Source organism: Aquimarina aggregata (assembly GCF_001632745.1).
Classification (GTDB): domain Bacteria; phylum Bacteroidota; class Bacteroidia; order Flavobacteriales; family Flavobacteriaceae; genus Aquimarina; species Aquimarina aggregata.
In genome coordinates this window covers 647,815-665,523 of record NZ_LQRT01000002.1, presented here as the reverse complement: position 1 = coordinate 665,523, position 17,709 = coordinate 647,815, and the positions used below count along the sequence as shown (strand labels likewise).

At 32.0% G+C, this 17,709-nt stretch carries 17 protein-coding genes; 4 read left to right on the top strand and 13 right to left on the bottom strand.

The features are described from left to right. Positions 1-27: 27 nt before the first annotated feature. The 12 genes from AWE51_RS04730 to AWE51_RS04675 form a co-directional block, all read right to left on the bottom strand. Positions 28-1,299: an amidohydrolase family protein gene (locus tag AWE51_RS04730; protein ID WP_066310176.1), complete on the bottom strand. Its 1,272-nt coding sequence runs from the start codon at positions 1,297-1,299 to the stop codon at positions 28-30. Positions 1,300-1,425: 126 nt separating this feature from the next. Further along, entirely contained in the window at positions 1,426-2,871 is a 1,446-nt protein-coding gene (locus AWE51_RS04725) for a nicotinate phosphoribosyltransferase (RefSeq protein WP_066310173.1), read from the bottom strand. 110 nt (positions 2,872-2,981) lie between these two features. Continuing rightward, a complete protein-coding gene (locus AWE51_RS04720; protein WP_066310170.1) occupies positions 2,982-3,710 on the bottom strand; it encodes a metallophosphoesterase in 729 nt (242 codons plus the stop codon). Beyond that, a complete protein-coding gene (locus tag AWE51_RS04715) occupies positions 3,707-4,258 on the bottom strand; it encodes a 2OG-Fe(II) oxygenase (RefSeq protein WP_066310988.1) in 552 nt (183 codons plus the stop codon). Before AWE51_RS04715 ends, AWE51_RS04720 begins: the two co-directional genes overlap by 4 nt. A 4-nt stretch (positions 4,259-4,262) precedes the next feature. Next, positions 4,263-4,811: an RNA 2'-phosphotransferase gene (locus tag AWE51_RS04710; RefSeq protein ID WP_066310165.1), complete on the bottom strand. Its 549-nt coding sequence runs from the start codon at positions 4,809-4,811 to the stop codon at positions 4,263-4,265. Continuing rightward, positions 4,792-5,319 (bottom strand): O-acetyl-ADP-ribose deacetylase, encoded by a 528-nt coding sequence (locus AWE51_RS04705; RefSeq protein ID WP_066310162.1) that lies wholly within the window; start codon positions 5,317-5,319, stop codon positions 4,792-4,794. Before AWE51_RS04705 ends, AWE51_RS04710 begins: the two co-directional genes overlap by 20 nt. Before the next feature lie 3 nt (positions 5,320-5,322). Beyond that, on the bottom strand, positions 5,323-5,799 hold the full coding sequence (locus AWE51_RS04700) for a macro domain-containing protein (RefSeq protein ID WP_066310158.1): 477 nt from the start codon (positions 5,797-5,799) through the stop codon (positions 5,323-5,325). Beyond that, the gene (locus AWE51_RS04695) at positions 5,796-6,431 is read right to left on the bottom strand and encodes a DUF4291 domain-containing protein (protein ID WP_066310152.1); all 636 of its coding nucleotides are present in this window, start codon (positions 6,429-6,431) and stop codon (positions 5,796-5,798) included. The genes AWE51_RS04700 and AWE51_RS04695 overlap by 4 nt, the downstream gene beginning before the upstream one ends. Positions 6,432-6,436: 5 nt before the next feature. Then, the gene (locus AWE51_RS04690; protein WP_066310150.1) at positions 6,437-6,982 is read right to left on the bottom strand and encodes an NADAR family protein; all 546 of its coding nucleotides are present in this window, start codon (positions 6,980-6,982) and stop codon (positions 6,437-6,439) included. Beyond that, positions 6,979-7,437 (bottom strand): nucleoside 2-deoxyribosyltransferase domain-containing protein, encoded by a 459-nt coding sequence (locus AWE51_RS04685; RefSeq protein ID WP_066310148.1) that lies wholly within the window; start codon positions 7,435-7,437, stop codon positions 6,979-6,981. Before AWE51_RS04685 ends, AWE51_RS04690 begins: the two co-directional genes overlap by 4 nt. Beyond that, the gene (gene prs / locus AWE51_RS04680) at positions 7,437-8,258 is read right to left on the bottom strand and encodes a ribose-phosphate diphosphokinase (RefSeq protein ID WP_066310145.1); all 822 of its coding nucleotides are present in this window, start codon (positions 8,256-8,258) and stop codon (positions 7,437-7,439) included. The genes AWE51_RS04685 and prs overlap by 1 nt, the downstream gene beginning before the upstream one ends. A 213-nt stretch (positions 8,259-8,471) precedes the next feature. Then, complete coding sequence (locus tag AWE51_RS04675) at positions 8,472-9,152, bottom strand: NUDIX hydrolase (protein ID WP_066310142.1); 681 nt, start codon at positions 9,150-9,152, stop codon at positions 8,472-8,474. Between the two features lie 264 nt (positions 9,153-9,416). Between AWE51_RS04675 and AWE51_RS04670 the strand changes: the two genes are divergently transcribed. From AWE51_RS04670 to AWE51_RS04655, 4 genes are all read left to right on the top strand, one after another. Continuing rightward, a complete protein-coding gene (locus AWE51_RS04670) occupies positions 9,417-11,180 on the top strand; it encodes a serine hydrolase (RefSeq protein ID WP_066310139.1) in 1,764 nt (587 codons plus the stop codon). A gap of 197 nt (positions 11,181-11,377) precedes the next feature. Then, the gene (locus AWE51_RS04665; RefSeq protein WP_066310137.1) at positions 11,378-11,929 is read left to right on the top strand and encodes a toxin-antitoxin system YwqK family antitoxin; all 552 of its coding nucleotides are present in this window, start codon (positions 11,378-11,380) and stop codon (positions 11,927-11,929) included. Positions 11,930-11,942: 13 nt separating this feature from the next. Further along, positions 11,943-12,572: an SCO family protein gene (locus AWE51_RS04660; RefSeq protein WP_232517340.1), complete on the top strand. Its 630-nt coding sequence runs from the start codon at positions 11,943-11,945 to the stop codon at positions 12,570-12,572. Between the two features lie 315 nt (positions 12,573-12,887). Further along, positions 12,888-15,170, top strand: coding sequence for a lytic polysaccharide monooxygenase (locus AWE51_RS04655; RefSeq protein ID WP_082832309.1), 2,283 nt, complete (start codon positions 12,888-12,890; stop codon positions 15,168-15,170). 168 nt (positions 15,171-15,338) lie between these two features. Here AWE51_RS04655 and AWE51_RS04650 read toward each other — a convergent pair whose 3' ends face one another. Continuing rightward, a complete protein-coding gene (locus tag AWE51_RS04650; protein ID WP_066310133.1) occupies positions 15,339-17,531 on the bottom strand; it encodes a T9SS type A sorting domain-containing protein in 2,193 nt (730 codons plus the stop codon). Between the last annotated feature and the right edge of the window lie 178 nt (positions 17,532-17,709).

The following is a 17,709-nucleotide window of genomic DNA, read 5'->3' as shown; positions in this document are numbered from 1 at the left end:
TTAAAGCTTAATATTATTGACTGAGCATCATTTTAAAATCACTCCCTGTTTTACTCTTGTAATAATACTTTGATGAATATTTGAAATATCCTTTATCGGATTCTTATTCAATACTAAAAAACTAGCTTCATATCCTTCCTTTAATTTTCCGATTTTTCGAAATGGAAAAATTGTATTTGTGGCATTTTCTGTCCACATCTTCAATAGTTCTAGATTGTTAAAGATATTTAATTGGTGCAAAATTTGAAATTCTCCTGATGAATTATCATTGTACATATCTGATCCTAAAGCTAAAGTTACCCCTTCATTTTTTAAAAGTTTTAAGTTAGCAGTAATATTATTTAGCAAATCATTATAATTAGCACTCTTTTTTCTTTTGGTAACTAATGATACTGTGGTTACTACTACAATACCTTTTTCTTTGGCTATAATGACATCTTTTTTATCAAGGGGTTTTCCATTTTTTATTTCTGGAAGGTGAGCAATTTCATCTACACCTGCGTTAACAGCTACATGAAAATCATAAGCTGTTTCGACATGCGCACTTACACGTAAACCTTTATGATGTGCTTTTTCAACAATAGGGATAATTAACTTGGGGTTCAGTCCTTTTCTCCCAAAAAACGCAGGATCATTTTTTCGTTTTTCATATTCTTCAGAATGCAATAGGTTTAGTTTGATAAAATCTGGTAAAAATGACATAATACTATCCCATTTATTTTCTAGATCTGCTTTATTATCAATATTTACATAACCATGAAATTCTATATCTTCAATAGTATTAAACAACCCTTCAAAATAGCCCTTATCCAAGTACTTTTTTCTTAAAGCAACTGGATGACCTCCACTAGCGGTTAAAGGCGCATGAGCTAAACTTATATCGATTCCCTCTGGCTTATTGTAATTAAGCATTAAAGGAGCAATTCTTTTTTTTATTGATGAAAGGTGTTTTACATAAAAGACACCATTATCTAAGTACGAATCGATTCTTTTGTTCAAATCATAAGCACTTTCAAGATTGTGATTATGGGCTTCTGCAAACGGAGGAATTACATATTTTCCAGCTAAATCTATAATGGTATCAATCTTTTTATCAGGACTTTTAAAACGAATAAGACCATCCTGAAGCCAAACTGTTTTATTTTGAAATAAGGTACCATTAAACCATTTTCCTTTTATGAGTTTTATAACCTTAGCATTAAGATTCTTTTTAGCGTATATCGTTTTTTTTATATGGTTTTGAGAATTACAATAACTGCCTAAAAATATAAAAAGGATTAGTATATAATATGATTTCATATATGACAATATTTACGATTGTAATAAAGAAATGATATTTGGTAATGTTATTAAAAACTAATCGCTAGCCTGAGTATAGTAATAGACAGAAAGTATTGCCTGATAGATAAACTAATTCTAAACATTCTAACACTTTAATCGTTCTCTTATTTGTGTTAGATGATCGTCTACAATCAATTTACCATCTATAAAGACCGTTTTTAACAATCCTAAATCCTCTTCTGCTTTAGACACTTGATCTTTAAGGGTTATTTGTCCATCTATTTTGAATAATTGCATTAGTCCTTTAGCAGATTTTTTAGTACCATCATCTGTTATAGGGTCTTTAAATATTTCGCGACCTTCATTATTAACTTCGACATAAGTAGCTTTCATTGCGAATCCAAAAGTATCCCGAGTATTATATTGGTAAGTAAAACTACCAATCCCCAAAACCACATTTGTAGAAGCGAACCCTTTTTGTTTAAGACGTTCACAGATTTGCGTAGCTCTGTCTATTGTTATACTATCACCATAAATTGCTCCAATTTTTGGATTTAGAACTTTGTATCCTTGATTATTTATAGTGCCGCCAAATTCATCCCACAATAATTCTATAACTCCTTTTGATACTATTGGGTTTTCGTGTGCACATCCGCATATGATATCTACGGGGTCTCCAGAATCAGGTCTAATGACTAACTTACCGTCACGTTCTAGAATTTCTTCTTTTAATATTGGTAAATACTCGGTAAGTACCTTCCATAAATCCCAAGTGTCAGAAACTATAGATAGTATACCTGTTGGGTAGGTTTCTAATAATCTTCTAAATGTGCCTATTTCATCATCTTTACTACCAGCACACATTACGCTATGCTCTGTAGCATTTACGCTACCGATCACTAGTTCTTTGGTAACATCTGTATTATAAAAAGTTTCGAATGCTTTAGCTACGGGAAGTGTATCACTGCCAGAAAAAGATAACGCATGCCCCATTCCGCTTAAAATTGCAGATTCGGTTCCAGACATTCCTCTCATAGAGAAGTCATGACCTTGCCAAGTAACAAATTCTAAATTTTCTTTATCTGTTTGAGAAGCAAACTGAGTTAATATCTTTCGGTATTGTTTAGCAATAGTAGCGGAAGTACAGGGTTGCCAGATAACACTTGACAGCAATGTTTCTAAGTAGTTTGTTAACCAAAAGAATTCTGGTTTAGTATTTACTAGGGTAAACATAGGAACTCTAATAGGTACTTCAGTTCCCTCGGGTAGTGCTTTAATTTGAATTGGTAAATAGCCTAAGTCGTGCAATGCTTCTATATGTGATATGTTGTAATCGATACCTAAATAGTTATCTACATATTTTTTATATTCTAGGGTAACTATGTCTTTTGGTTGATTAAAAAAATCTTTATTAAACCGTTTTATTAAATACTCTTTAATAAAATATTGTAATCCAAAAAAGACTACATTATCTATACCTTCTACTCTACTCTTTCTGGGAGTCCAGTTAGAATATACGACTGTCGTTCCTTCTGGGTATTGTTCTTTATGACCTAATTTATAACCGTCTGTTAATAGTAATGGATTCATGTATAGTATATATTGCGTTATTTGTACGCAAATATATAATTCTTCTTTTAAACCAGCACTATATTTTGCGTGTTTTTTACATAAAAATAAGTTCTAACCCTGTAATACCTTTAATTCCTACCTTTTTCTTCTGGGTACAACATGGGTAGCACATCACTTTGCCAATAGTTCTTTGTATCGATATCAAGGATTGTTAGTTTACCTGTAAAAGCAGCTCCTGTATCGATATTCCAGAGTTTATATGCCTTGATTGGGGTGGTTTGATCATAATTTGTAGTGGGTGTATGACCAATATAAATTTCAGAATAATGTTTAAATCTTTCTGGGGGATAAGAATTCAAGGTTTCTTGATTTACCTTAGCAGCAAGCATAGCGGCTTCCCAAAGTGTTCGATCCCAATAATAATTAGATTCATATTCTTCTTTACCTACTCCGTGCATAGATGTAAAACCTGCATGTACAAACAAACGATTATTTTTATCCAAATAATAATCCTGTAAGTTGTTAAAAAATCTTTTGTGTGTGTCTTTGGTTACATAACCTGTACGGATATAACTTTGAATAGTTTCTTGCCCACCATGTGCTAACCAAACAGGATTAGTTGTGCCTCTTTCTAACCATAATCCACACCAAAGGTCATGATTACCTTTTATAAAAACACAGTTATTGGATAGGGATAGTTCTATTAGTTTTTCTATTGTTTCGGCAGATTGACTCCAACCATCTACATAATCTCCTAAGAAAATCAGAGTATCCCTGGAGGTGATTTTGGCTCTATCTAATACTTGAAGTAAAGCTTTATGCCCGCCATGTATATCCCCTATTACAAGCGTTCTCATTGTAATTGATAGATTATATCAGTTCTCAGTACGTATTTAATTCCTGAAATAATTGGTTTGCCTTCATGTCGTAAAGGATGATGAAATAATAAAGCATCGCCAATTTGGGGCTTTATTGTAATTCCTTCTTCAAAATAGGTTTCCCCTCCTTCAAAATCTTCATTTAAATATATCAGAAATGAATAAAAACTACGTTCTTTCGTGTTTCGTTCATATTTACCATCTCTATGCATTTTGAATCTTTCACCATTTTCATATTTGTAAATTCGAAACATCTCATTTATTCCAATAGCTTTATAGCCATCAAAAATCTGTTTTACGTGGGGTTGTATTTGTAGCCAGATCTTTTGTGCTAGATCTATATCTTCAAACAGAATACGCTTATTGTTACGAATACCTTTAAACATAACTTGCTTGCCATCAATATTGACCTTGGCTTCTTTAAAAGAAACTCTTTCTCCTTTCACTATAAAATGATCACACATTTGTTTTGAAAGAAAATTTTTAACCATAAAAATTTCAGGATGTAATTCAATTTTTTTGATCATTCTTTTAATTTTTAAACTCAATATACTCTGGTAAAACATGATCGGTTAACCAAACACCATTATCTGATTGAAAGAATTCTACACCATTTGTATGCATTGCTCCGGACCTTAAAGTAAGAACAATGGGTTTGCCTCTTCTTGATCCTACTTTTAACGCTGTTTCTCTGTCTTGGCTAAGATGTACATGATGTCTACTCATTTTCAATATTCCTTTTTCTTTGATGGCATCTATAAATTTAGCAACAGTACCATGATATAAGAACTCTGGTGGTTGTTTTGGTATATAGCCTAAATTAATGTTTACAGAATGTCCTTGATTTGCTCTAATTTTAGATTGATCATCATTAAAGGCAAATCGTTTTTTATCATTATTCTGAACAATTTCTTTTAATAAATCAATGTCTAAATTAGGGCTATGGTTTTTACTTTTTGATAGTAATTCTGTTACATCGGCCCATCCATTATCATCTAATTGTAATCCTATTTTGGCAGGATTATGTCTTAAAATTAGGCTTAAAAATTTACTTATAGGTTTATGATTTGTTTTCATCATTCTTTATTATTTTTTTATAACACTCGAAATTCTCAAGATCAAAACAAACAAATATGACTTCTTTAAATTTGTAAGCGTCTTTATGATTTCTGACTGTCTGTATAGCAATTCTAGCAGCAAGTTCTTTAGGAAACTTATAGATACCTGTACTGATATTTGGAAAAGCTATGATTTTAATTTCATTTTCTATTGCTAACGCTATAGAATTTGTATAGCAATTAGCCAATAATTGTTCTTTTTCTATACCTCCTTGATTCCAAACAGGGCCAACAGTATGAATCACAAATTGACTTGGCAAATTACCTGCAGTTGTAATAACGGCTTCACCAACCTTACATTTTCCTTGTTTAGAAATAATGGCTCTACAAGCATTCAATATTTCTAATCCTCCTTTACGATGTATAGCACCGTCTACTCCACTACCACCTAATAAAGAAGAATTTGCAGCATTAACTATCGCATCAACTTTTATTGTAGTAATATCGGCTTGAATTATCTTTAATTTCATTTTTTACTCAAAATCATAAACAAAAACGTTTATACCTTTTTGGATTAAGGTTTCTTCAATTATTGGCTCTATTCTTTGCCATTTTCCTCCCGCGAGCCCACATCCTATTCTTGGCATATGTATACTCGCATCTAGCTTTTCTGCTTCTAGGGCTATCTTTTCTAAGCAAGTTTTAACTGCTTCATATCTAATAGGTACACCATTACTACCCGTTTTCACTCCTTGTTGCGCTATCATATTACCTACGTAAATATATTCAGAAACTTTTACGACTTGAATTGCTCCTAATTCAAAATCATTTTTTGCTCTATTACGATGCCATTGTCTATACAATTTCTCTGGTTCGGCCCATCTTTTAGAAATTGCCAAGACAAAACCTTTACCCCAACCCCCCAGATTATTACAAACATGAACTATAATTTTAACTCCTTTAGCTTGAGGTGCTGTAGCATCTCCTTTTAAATAATTAATCCTTTTCATTTCAACATTAAATATTTATTCAAGTCGTCATTCTGAAAAATTAACGGCTTTTCATCAGGAATTAATAACGCTGTTAAATCATTTGATTTTACAAACTCATATTGTTCTTTAACAAATTCTGAAATATCCTCTATCTGGATAATATCATCCTTAGCATAAGATTTTATAAATTCATTTCTTAAACCAATTTGTATAGCTCTACGATCCAATTTAGTTCCATAAGGATCATGATCTGGATCCCATTGTAATCGAACATTAGATTTTTGTATATCTTCTTGCCAAACATTATATGAATCATATAATTCTGGTTTAAAAGAAGAATACACCGCATTTTGTACATAATTTTCGAAAGCTTCCCTTTTAAGGTGTATTGCTAGTACAACTTCTTGTCCTTCTTTTGTTCCCCACCCATTACGAAACATCATCCATAAAAAATTTGGTTTGATCCAAGTCATTCGATTTAAGCTAAATTCACCACCAAAATATTGATTTTTTGCTGCAAAATTCCCAATATCTGGTCGATAAGATTGATAGACTATGATCTTCTCTTCACTATATTGTGCCATTATATGATAACCACTTTGCGGCCAGTCATTTTGTTGTTCTATATATTTTTTTAATTGTAATTTCATTTTACTTATTTTAACTCATCTCTCACTTCCATCAAGGCAAAACCCAGAAGGTTCTTTCCTCTCCATAAATTAGGATTTTGAGCTTTTTCGTTACTCTGCCCCATCCCTATACCCCAAATTCTATCTCTAGGACTAGCTTCTACTAAAATTCTTTTCTTTGTGTTTAATAAGAACTCTTTTAAATCTTCATGTTGAGAAAACTTATATAAGTTCCCTTTTTTTACGATTTCATATTTATGATGATCCCAAATCACTGGATCAAAATTTTTTACTTTTCTACCAAATTGTTTTGCTTCCATAGGATGATTACAAACAATTATTTCTTCCAAAACTTTATGATCTTCAAATAACCGAGCTTTCTCAGCCATCATCCAATGTTCTGCAGTTTTATAGCTGACACTTTCAACTTCAAAAGAAGAAGGCCACCATTGACTAAAACAACTCTTACCAATACTTCCGTCTTTGTTTGGTGTATGTCCCCAAAAGAAAAGGTATTTTAGACTTTTTCCTTTGTTAAATCGTTCTTTTGTATTTTGTAATGAATACTTCATTTCAGTTTCTTTCTAATTTCTTGAACTAAATGTTCTAATTTACTTACTTGTTGTACGTCATAGCGTTCACAAACAATATCCACGTTTCCTTTTCTCCAAAAACCATCAGGGCAGCATACAATAAGTTTTCCACTATTGGCAAACAATCCTAATTCTAGTAAAGATATTGGAGATTTTGCCGATGGATCAAAATACATTATGATCATATCTGCTTGTTCTAATGCTTCTAGTTCCCAAGTTACCTGTTCTTTAAACTGAACATTACTAATTTCTTGTTTCCAACTATTATCCCAACTTGATCGTCTTGGGTTAAATAAGGTTACGTTTTCTTCTGATAATTTTTCAATTATATTATCCTGCCATCGTATAGCTGTATCCCCTTCAATACTACCTGCAAGAAAAACACTGATTTTACCTTCTATGACCAATTTCTCTGTCGCTTGTATTACCTTCATTATAGTACAGGTATTTGAGTTATTACTTCTTGATCAATGTCTTTACACGAATTTGTAGTGTAAATGGCATCAAATTGTTTTCCCAGTTGTTCAAAACCATTGCTAAAGATTCCATGACTTATAGCTAAACTTAGTGTACCTGCATTTTTTTGTTTTAAGGCTTCTGCCAATCCAAGAAAAGTACCTCCCCCATCACATATATCATCAACAATCAAACAGTGCTTTTCTTTAAGATCTTCTTCATATACTCTAAAACCTGATAATCGTCCAGTTTTAACATCTCTTTTTTTAGAACATTCTATGACCTCAATGCCACCAAGATACTCAGATACTTTATAAATCTTTTTTAAAGCTCCTCCATCAGGAGAAACCAAAACTACTTCTTCCTTAATCTCTTTTATGCTTTCTTTTACAAACTCATAATTCGGAATCACTTTTACGTTGTTTAGTAATGCGGGAGTTACTTCAGAGTGTGGATCAAAAATGGTGACCCTATTGTAATTTTGAGTATTGATGATATCTGCATATACTTTAACACTTAATGATTCTCCTGGAACCATAACTCTATCTTGTCTTGCTGCAGGAAAATACGGAATAAAAGCATTGATCACCTTTACATCCATTCTGCGTAACGCGTCTGTAGCTAATAACAATAGGCCTAAATCATTGAATGAGTTAATACGGTGTGTAATTGTAACTGCATCTTCTAAACCTTGTTCTAGAATTTTTATATGTGGTTCCCCCCCTGTAAAGGTAAATGATTCAAAATCTATTGATTTATCATATGGTGCGAACGAAGGATCTAAATGTAAATATTTCATCTGGATTTTTTTATTTCTTAAGTATTGTCAGATAAAATTCGCCATTAATAAATATGGTATTGGTATTTAAATTAGTACTATGGCTCATTTTATTATTGTGTTATTTTTACGCAAATTTATGTTTCAAGAATGAAACCACCAAATATTTTGCGTAAAAAACACATTAAATAAACTAAAACCCTTCGATAATGTTTGTTAGAGCTTTAAAATCAGCTATTTAATATCAAAAAGAAATCCTTCTTTTTTATGTATAAAGTATTGTTTTTTATTAAATTGGAATAAATTAGCTGGTCTACCTCTACCCTCGGATACCTTTTCGTCTAATTCTTCGAGGATATTAAAGCTAAGTATTTTTTTTCTGAAATTTCTACGATCAATTTGTTTCTCAAGAATTGTCATATATAGTTTTTCCAGATCAGAAAATAAGAATTTGTCGTCTAACAGATCAAAACCAATAGGTTCGTATGTTAGTTTATTGCGGAGTCTTTCTTTTGCTTTCTCTAGTATTATTTTATGATCAAATGCTAATTCAGGGAGCTTTTGGATATCAAACCAAGCAACATCTTTAGCGTCGGTATCTGCTTTAATTTCATGATGTTCTGGTTTTACTAAAGCAAAATATGTAATACTAATTACTCTATTTCTAGGATCTCTATTTGGCTGTCCAAATGAATATAACTGTTCCATATAATCAACAGTTACATTAGTCTCTTCTTTCAGTTCACGTTCTACCGCATGTTCTAGACTTTCATCTTCTAAAACCAAACCGCCAGGTAATGCCCAAGAATCTTTAAAAGGATCTATATTTCTTTTAATTAATAATACATTAAGGGATTTGTTCTTATACCCAAAGACTACTGCGTCTACTGCTACTTTAATATTTTGGCGTATCATATACGCAAAACTATGAATTTAACTGAAAAATTGATAACTAAAATGTAAGAAGTTTGTAAAAATAATAATCATGAAATAACTATTATGTATTATGATTAATAGATTTTCTATTATTTGATATCTAATTGGTATGAGTGCAAAAATTAGCAGTATTTTTAATGAAATTGCCTATTAAACTTACAAATGACATCAAGGTGACATCTAAATGTCGTTATAAAAACATGGGCGTGATCGTAACTTTGTAGTATCAAAAAAACGAAAAACATGAAAACCAGTTCAATCGGAAAAAATTTAATCTATCAAAGAAAATTAAAAGGCCTCACACAGGAACAATTGTCTGAAAGTACCCAAGTCACAGTAAGAACCATTCAACGTATAGAAAAAGGGGATGTAAACCCACATCTACAAACAATAAAACTACTAGCTAATGCTTTAGATATAGAAGTTAATGATCTTATTGTTTTAGAAAACCCTAAAGAAGAAGACATACAAAAGAAGTGGCTTATTTTACTACATAGCACACCTTTTTTAGGATTCATTATTCCCCTTTCTAATATTTTACTTCCACTATTTCTATGGATTCATAAAAGAGAAGACAACAGTATTTACGATACGCATGGCAGGAAAATCATTAATTTTCAAATTAGTATGACTTTTCTTTACCTTTTAAGCTTAATTGCTTTAGTAACTATTGAAAAATGGGGATTTTTCCTTTTTATTGCGGTCATTCCATTTGGAATTTTAGTTATGCTTATTAATATCATAAAAGTAACAAGCTCCCAAAAATGCTTTTACCCATTGTCATTTCCATTCATAAGAAAAAAGAAGAAGAATAAATCATCCATATTATCTAGTTTGGTAATTATTGGACTATTATTTTTTACTAGTTGTAATCAAACAAATATCAATACTATAGAACGTTTAGATGGAAGCTATGTTTCTAAAGATTCTTTAACAAAGAAAATAAACCAACTTATAAAAGACGCACAAGTGCATGGAATGGCTGTTACAGTATTTAATCATAAAAAACCTATTTATCAAAATACTTTTGGATACAAAAATGTCCCGAAACAACTTATTCTTACAGATTCTACTAATATCTATGGTGCTTCCTTAAGCAAGGCTGTCTTTGGCTTACTTGTTATGAAATTAGTAGAAAACAATATAATTGATTTAGACATACCCCTTGAATCGTATTTACCAAAGAAAATTTATGAATATGAGCCGCAAACTCGTTGGCACGATAACTATTCAGATTTAAAAACAGATAGTTTATATCATAAAATAACAGCAAGAATGTGTCTAGCACATACCGCTGGGTTTAATAACTGGAGGTTTTTTGAAACTGACAGAAAATTAAGAGTGAATTTTGAACCAGGTTCTAAATATTTCTACAGTGGCGAGGGCTTAGTATATCTACAAGTGGTTATAGAAAAACTAACAAACAAACCTCTTGAGGAACTAGCTCAAGAACTTGTTTTTAAACCTTTAGAAATGAACAATACATCATACCAATGGCAACCAAGATTTATGAATGATTTTGCTCATGGTCATACTACAAAAGGCAAAGTCTATGATAAAGATATTGATAATGAACCCAGATCTGCCAGTACTCTTGAAACCACAGCAAGTGATTATACAAAATTCTTAACGGCTGTGTTGAACAAACAAATTCTAAATACAGAATCTTATAATGAAATGTTTAGCTCTCAAATTAGAATTAGATCTTTGGCACATTTTGGTCCTAATTCTAAAACACCAACCAATAAATATGATGCTATTAACTTGAGTTGTGGGTTAACTTGGCTAAATTTTGATACACCTTACGGTAAAGCTGTGACTAAAGGCGGACATGGTGATGGATTTCAACATTATTCAATTTTATTTCCAGAAGCTGGTAAAGGAATATTGATCATGACTAATAGTGATAACGGAGAAAGTATTTATAAAGAATTATTAGAGATTGCATTAGCGGATATTTATACCCCTTGGGAATGGTCCAATTTTATTTCTTACACCAAAAATTAATGCAACATTCTTTTTATTAGTTCTTAATTTAAGGATGAATACATAAAATGACACCAATTTTTCTTGACAAACATGGGATTTAAATTAACATAAGAAATTATAATTACAAAACCTTGATTCATAAAAAAGTTACAAAACGGTATAATATAAAATTGTATTTTTAGTTTAATAAACCGACTAAAAAACTCAACCTTTTAATGTATCCTATTCTAAAAATAAGATATTTACTTTTTCTTTTTTTTCTTAACGCTTGTGATTCTGAGGTAAATAATCTGAATATCAATGATAAAAATTTGGCTCTAGCTAATGGGGTGATGTATTATAAAAATATGCCCTATTCAGGAACACTTTCTTCTAAAATTGATACACTTATTGTGAATAGAATAACATATTTGAATGGAAAGAAGCATGGTAAAGAACAAAAGTTCTTTTTCAACGGTGAGTTAGCAGCAGTACGCTTTTATACCGACGGTAAAAAATCCGGAACTCATAAAGGATGGTGGGATAATGGACAACTAGAGTTCGTTTATCATTTTGATGATAATGGAAATCAAATCGGAATGCAACAAGAATGGTATAGTAATGGGCAGTTAGCCAAAGAGTTTAACTTTACCAATGGCAAGGAAGATGGCACACAAAAAAAGTGGGATTTTAAAGGTAAAATTATAGCAAATTACCTTGTCATAAATGGTGAACGTTTTGGCTTAATTGGATCTATAAATTGTAAACCTGATAACTATGTTGATTAAAAAAATAAGCATTTTGATAATTTTTTTAGGAAGTTTTTTTATTTCCTGTAAACAAGAAACAACGACTAAAATTGATAAATTACCGTATTATAACACTTCTGACTTTACTCCTACCTGGTTATCAAGCGAAGATGAACTAAAAAAGTTTCACAAGATTCCGAACTTTAAGTTTACAAATCAATTAGGTAACGAGGTAACCAACACTAATTTTAAGGGATATATTTATGTAGCTAATTTCTTTTTTACTACTTGCCCAAGTATTTGTATAAAACTTACTAATAATATGCATATGCTGCAGGATATTTATTCTAAGGATGAAGAAATTAAATTAATTTCTCATACTGTTTTTCCTAGTTATGACACAGTAGAGGTTTTAAAAGAATATGGTGATTTAAGAGATGTAAATCCTAAAAAATGGCACTTGGTGACTGGTGAGAAGGAAAAGATATACAAATTAGCAAGAGAGGCCTATTTTGCTGACGAAATTTATAACGAAACGAATGACGAAAATGGTTTTATACATACCGAAAATTTAATATTAGTAGATAAGGACGGCCATATACGAGGTGTTTATAAAGGTACTTTGCCTGAAGAAATCAAACGTATTGAAAGACATATTGAAATTTTAAAAAAAGAGTCATAGCATATACTACCCTCAAAATATAATTCTTCATTTTTTTGTAAAGAAAAATTCTTTTTCTTCCTGATTATAAGCTAAATAGAAAAACGAATTAGATCATTCTATTAAAAATTTAAGTGTTTTTTTAGTTATCTGTTAAAAAATTACCTTTTTAATAAAGGAGTTTGTACTTTTAAGTTGTTATACTATAATAGGGATTCATGAACCTCTTATTCCCCTAGAAAATTTTGTAGAAAATAATAACCAACTCAATGATTAATACCTTGGTATTGATTGAATTTGATTTTCACACATAATTTTTAACTTAATCTTAGTAGTATGAAAAAAACCGAACTAACTAACAAAACTCAACTTGGGATTATCATCCCATTTAAAAGATGGCTTACTCATATTTTGGTCTGCGTCACCTTTTTATTAGCTCCGATTCAATCCATTTTTACTCATGGTACTGTAACAAACCCACCTAGTCGTGTGTGGATTTGTTTTCAAGAAGATCCGCAAAGCCCTGATTCTCCTGCTTGTGAAGCATCAATTATCGGTTGGGGAACACAGGCATTCTATGACTGGAACGAAGTTGCAAGAATGGATGCGGGTGGCAGACATAGAGAAATTATTGCAGACGGTAATCTAGCCAGTGCAGGACGACCTGATAAATACGGTGGATTAGATCAAGTAAGAAATGATTGGGTTACCACACAGGTTACTCCAGGTCCTTACACCGTTACTTGGACCAATACAGCACCACATCAAACTTTGTATTATGATGTATATATAACAAAAGCAGATTGGACACCAGATCAACCACTTACTTGGGATAGCTTAGAACTTCTAACACGTACAGGCCCAAGGCCGGCTTCGGCAACCGATAATATAGATGTTGTATTACCACAAAGAACAGGTAAACATGTAATCTATAGTATTTGGCAACGCTCACTTACCCCAGAAGCTTTTTATTCTACAAGTGATGTTGATTTTGGAACTACATCATTACCTAATCAACCACCAGTTGCTAAATTTATTACTGATAATGGCCGTTGTGGAGGTCCTGATGTTACTTTTGATGCCTCTGATTCTTCTGATCCAAATGGTGATACATTGACATATACATGGGATTTTGGTGATGGAACTACAGCTCAAGGTGTTAATGTTTCTCATACCTATGCTAGTTTAGATAGCGCTACTGTTACATTAACTGTAAGTGATGGTGAGTTTAGTAGTGGCTCTGTCGAGACGATTAGTCTAGTTGTAGATCCAAATTGTGAAGAAATTCCTTGTCCTTTTGACACTCCATTACAAACAGCGTTACCATCAATAAATGCTTCATTTAGTAACGTATATGTTCTAGGTGGCGGTGGTCCTGATTTAAGCACGGTAACTGACTTTACAATTAACTGGGATGCTATTAATAATGGATTATATCAATTATCCATAAATACGAATAACGGTATACCAAATTGGTGGAATAATTTATTAGAAAGTGCAACATATACTTTTAATGCTGCTAATCCTGAAATTACGCTTACTGGTACTGGTTTTGCAGGTCTAGATGGCACTTATGCTGTAACAATTGATAATGGTAATTTTGTTATGGTTTCGCAAACTGAAGGTTTTACTATTTATTTCAGTACTTCTAGTACAGCCCCTGATTGTGAAGGTGTAACAACTCCTCCTACAAATAGTGCTCCTGTAGCTTCTTTTATTGCTTCTGCTTTAACGGGAACAGACCCATTCGAAGTAAGTTTTGATGCCTCAGGATCTACTGATGCTGATGGAGATCCATTAACATTTAATATTGATTATGGTGATGGAACTTTTGGAAGAGAACCAATATCTACTCATACATATTCTGCAGGAGAATACACTGCAACCCTTACCATAAGTGATGGAAAAGGTGGTGCTGCTACGGCTTCAGTTTCATTAGTAGTTGATGGTGATATTGTAGTAAATCCTCCAAGTGGTGATTGTGCGTTTGAAACACCATTAAGTGCACCTTTAGAAACAATATTCACTTCGTTCAATAATGTTCATGTTTTAGGTACCGGTGGTCCAAATATGGAAAGTGTTACCAAGTTTACTGTAAACTGGGATTTAGCAAACAATGGTTTGTATCAATTTTCATTTGACTTAAATGTAGCACCATGGTATATTAATTTCTCAGAAAATGTTCAAAGTTTTAATGAAGCGAACCCTGGAATTTCTATAACTGGTTCGGGTATAACTGGATTGGATGGAGATTACTTTGCAGCTATTGATAATGGAAACTTTGTATTAGTTGCAGATGGATATAGTATTTATTTTAGCAATACTGAAACAGCTCCTATTTGCGACCCTAAAGTATCAACAGCTAAAGATGATCAAATATCTTTTAAAATGTTCCCTAACCCTGCAGTTGAAAAAATTTCTATACTAAATCAGACAGATTTAAAGGATAATTTAATAACTATTTCAGACCTTACCGGGAAGAAAATAAAATCACAGTTAGTAAAAGAAAGTACAAACACTGTGACTATAGATGTTTCTGGAATTGAAACGGGATTATATTTGGTAAGAATTTTAGATCCTTCAGGATCAAGTCGTACATTAAATCTATTAGTGAATTAGTAAAATCTTGTTTGAAGATAATTCAGACTTGTATTAAATACACAGATTAAAATGTTTCTGTTAAAAAAACAACCTTCTAAAAATTAGAAGGTTGTTTTCTTTTACCATAAATAAAAGATGCTTCAGGTACAAAACCGAAGCATCTTTATAGTATAAATTTATTCTTTTTTAGTTAATGATTAGTTTTTTAACGATTTCCTCACTTCTTTCAGATTTGATTTTTACAATATAAATTCCAGAACTTAGTTCTAAGCTATTGGCAGAGAAATTATTTATTCCAGATTTTAATTTTGTTTCATATTCCTTTTGCCCTAAAGTATTAAATATCTTTACGATCGTATTTTTAGTGTTTTCAGAACTTACATTAAGAGAAAATTGATCATTTGTTGGATTAGGATATAATGTTGCAAAAGAAGATATTTCTTCATCATCTGTACCTAAAATTGGAGTTACCTTACCAAAATCACTAGGTATTTGTGTAATTAAAGCTCCTCCACAAGTACCTTCATAAATTCTAACATTAGAGAATGTAGAGTTATTTCCAGATCCTGCATCGTTATCATTAATAAATACTAATCTGTCCATAGATCCAGTATAGAAGTTTCCAACAGGGATAATGTATTTAGTAGTGCCCGAAGAATAGTTATCATAGTTAGTTACTCCATAATTTTGAGTACCATGTACTTTAAAATAACGAGATGATGTTAACGAATTGTTGTCTTCGAAACCTAATCCATGTATTTCTCCTTGATTTGTGCTACTGAAATCAAATTCAATTACTGTATTTGCGGTAACATCATAATTCATTAAAATGTATTTCCAAGTATTATTTGTTAATGTTAAGGCATTACCATTGTTACCAATAGAGAAATCACCTGCTCTATCTTGAGTAAAAGGATCTATTGTAAAATCGTTAAAATTTAATGCCTCACAAACTGGATCTGGTCCACCCCCTGATCCGTTTTGGATACTTATTGCGTCTATTGCTATATCACTTTGCCATCCACTATTACCAGAACCTGTTACTACATTAAAACGTAATTGCACACTTGCATTTCCTGCGTATGCTGCAAGATCAACATCTGTAGCAATCCAGTTGTTACCTTGTGTTCCATTTTTACTAAAAACAGTTGTCCAAGCACCAGTATTATCTGTTCTGGCTTCAACTTCCAGGCTATTGATTGCACTACCGAACATATGATACTGAAATGTAAGAGTTGGTGTAGTTAAACTAGTAAAGTTTAAACAAGGCGAATTAAGGATAGCGCTTTTGTTAGGAAATCCAGAATTATTTCCTGAAGCTTCTACGTAAACATAAAAATCACCATCAGCTCCATTACTAGGACCCGTTTGACTAGAAGGAGTACCACCAGAATCTCTTGTCCAATTGATATCATCTCCTGAGGTCGCATTAGACCAAGCACCAAGATTAGTTTCAAAACTTTCGTTATACGGGAACGATTCTATAGTAGTAGTACATGCCGTTGGATTTGGATTTGTACCTATTTCTCCATCAATATCAAATCTAGAAAAGAATTTCCATATTTCTTCAGAAGTATTTACATTTCCTCCATTCCAGCTATGTCCTTTACCCTGGACTCTAATAAATTCTGCTGTGACACCATTATCGCCGTTATCCCAAATAGATCGTGTTGATCCACCACCTAATTGAATAACTTCTGGTGTAGCGTCACCATTGTTATTCGCAGACCAGTACTCCATAACATCTTGTATTGGTTCATTAGTTCCATTACCGTTTATAGAAATAGTATTATCTCTAGTCCCCGTAATTTGCAACACAGCAGTTGGATGCTGTGGTTGACATTGATTTCGGTCTATCCATCGTCGTGTCATACTACCTGCTACAGAAGCTACGGCGGCAATTCGTGGACTTAATTCGCAAGCCAGTCTATAACTAAAAAAACCACCATTAGAAAAACCAGTAGCATAAATACGTTTCGGATTGATATTAAACTCGCTTTCAATTTTATCAATTAAAGCATTTGAAAATCCTAAATCATCTTCGTTGCCACCAAAGTTATTGTTTATTGCCCATCCAGCAAGAAAACCTAAACCTTGTGGTGTAACAAAAATAAATTGATTGTCTTCTGCAAGTTGTCTAAAATCGCTCTGGTTATATTGTACGTTAATATTATTTGTAAAACCATGAAAATTCAGAATTAGAGGTGCTGGTTTAGAGGCGTCATAGCTAGCCGGAATGTAAAGACGATATTGTCTTGTTTTTCCATCATGTTGCAATGTTGTATTTATTACTTGTTGGGCATGTATGGCGACAGTAGTAACAAATGTAAAAATCAAAAGCCATAAAGTTTTTTTGGTAAACGTTAGTTGAGTTTTCATTTTAAAGTTTTAAGGGTTAGTGTGAATTTATTTATTTAAACATATTATTCATGCATAGTATTTTTATTTGCAATAATCGAAAAAAAATAGCATATAATACGTTTTTTTTATGAAAAAATGTTAATTTTTTACGAAATTCATTATAATTATCGAATAAAACATATTTGCTCTACTTTTA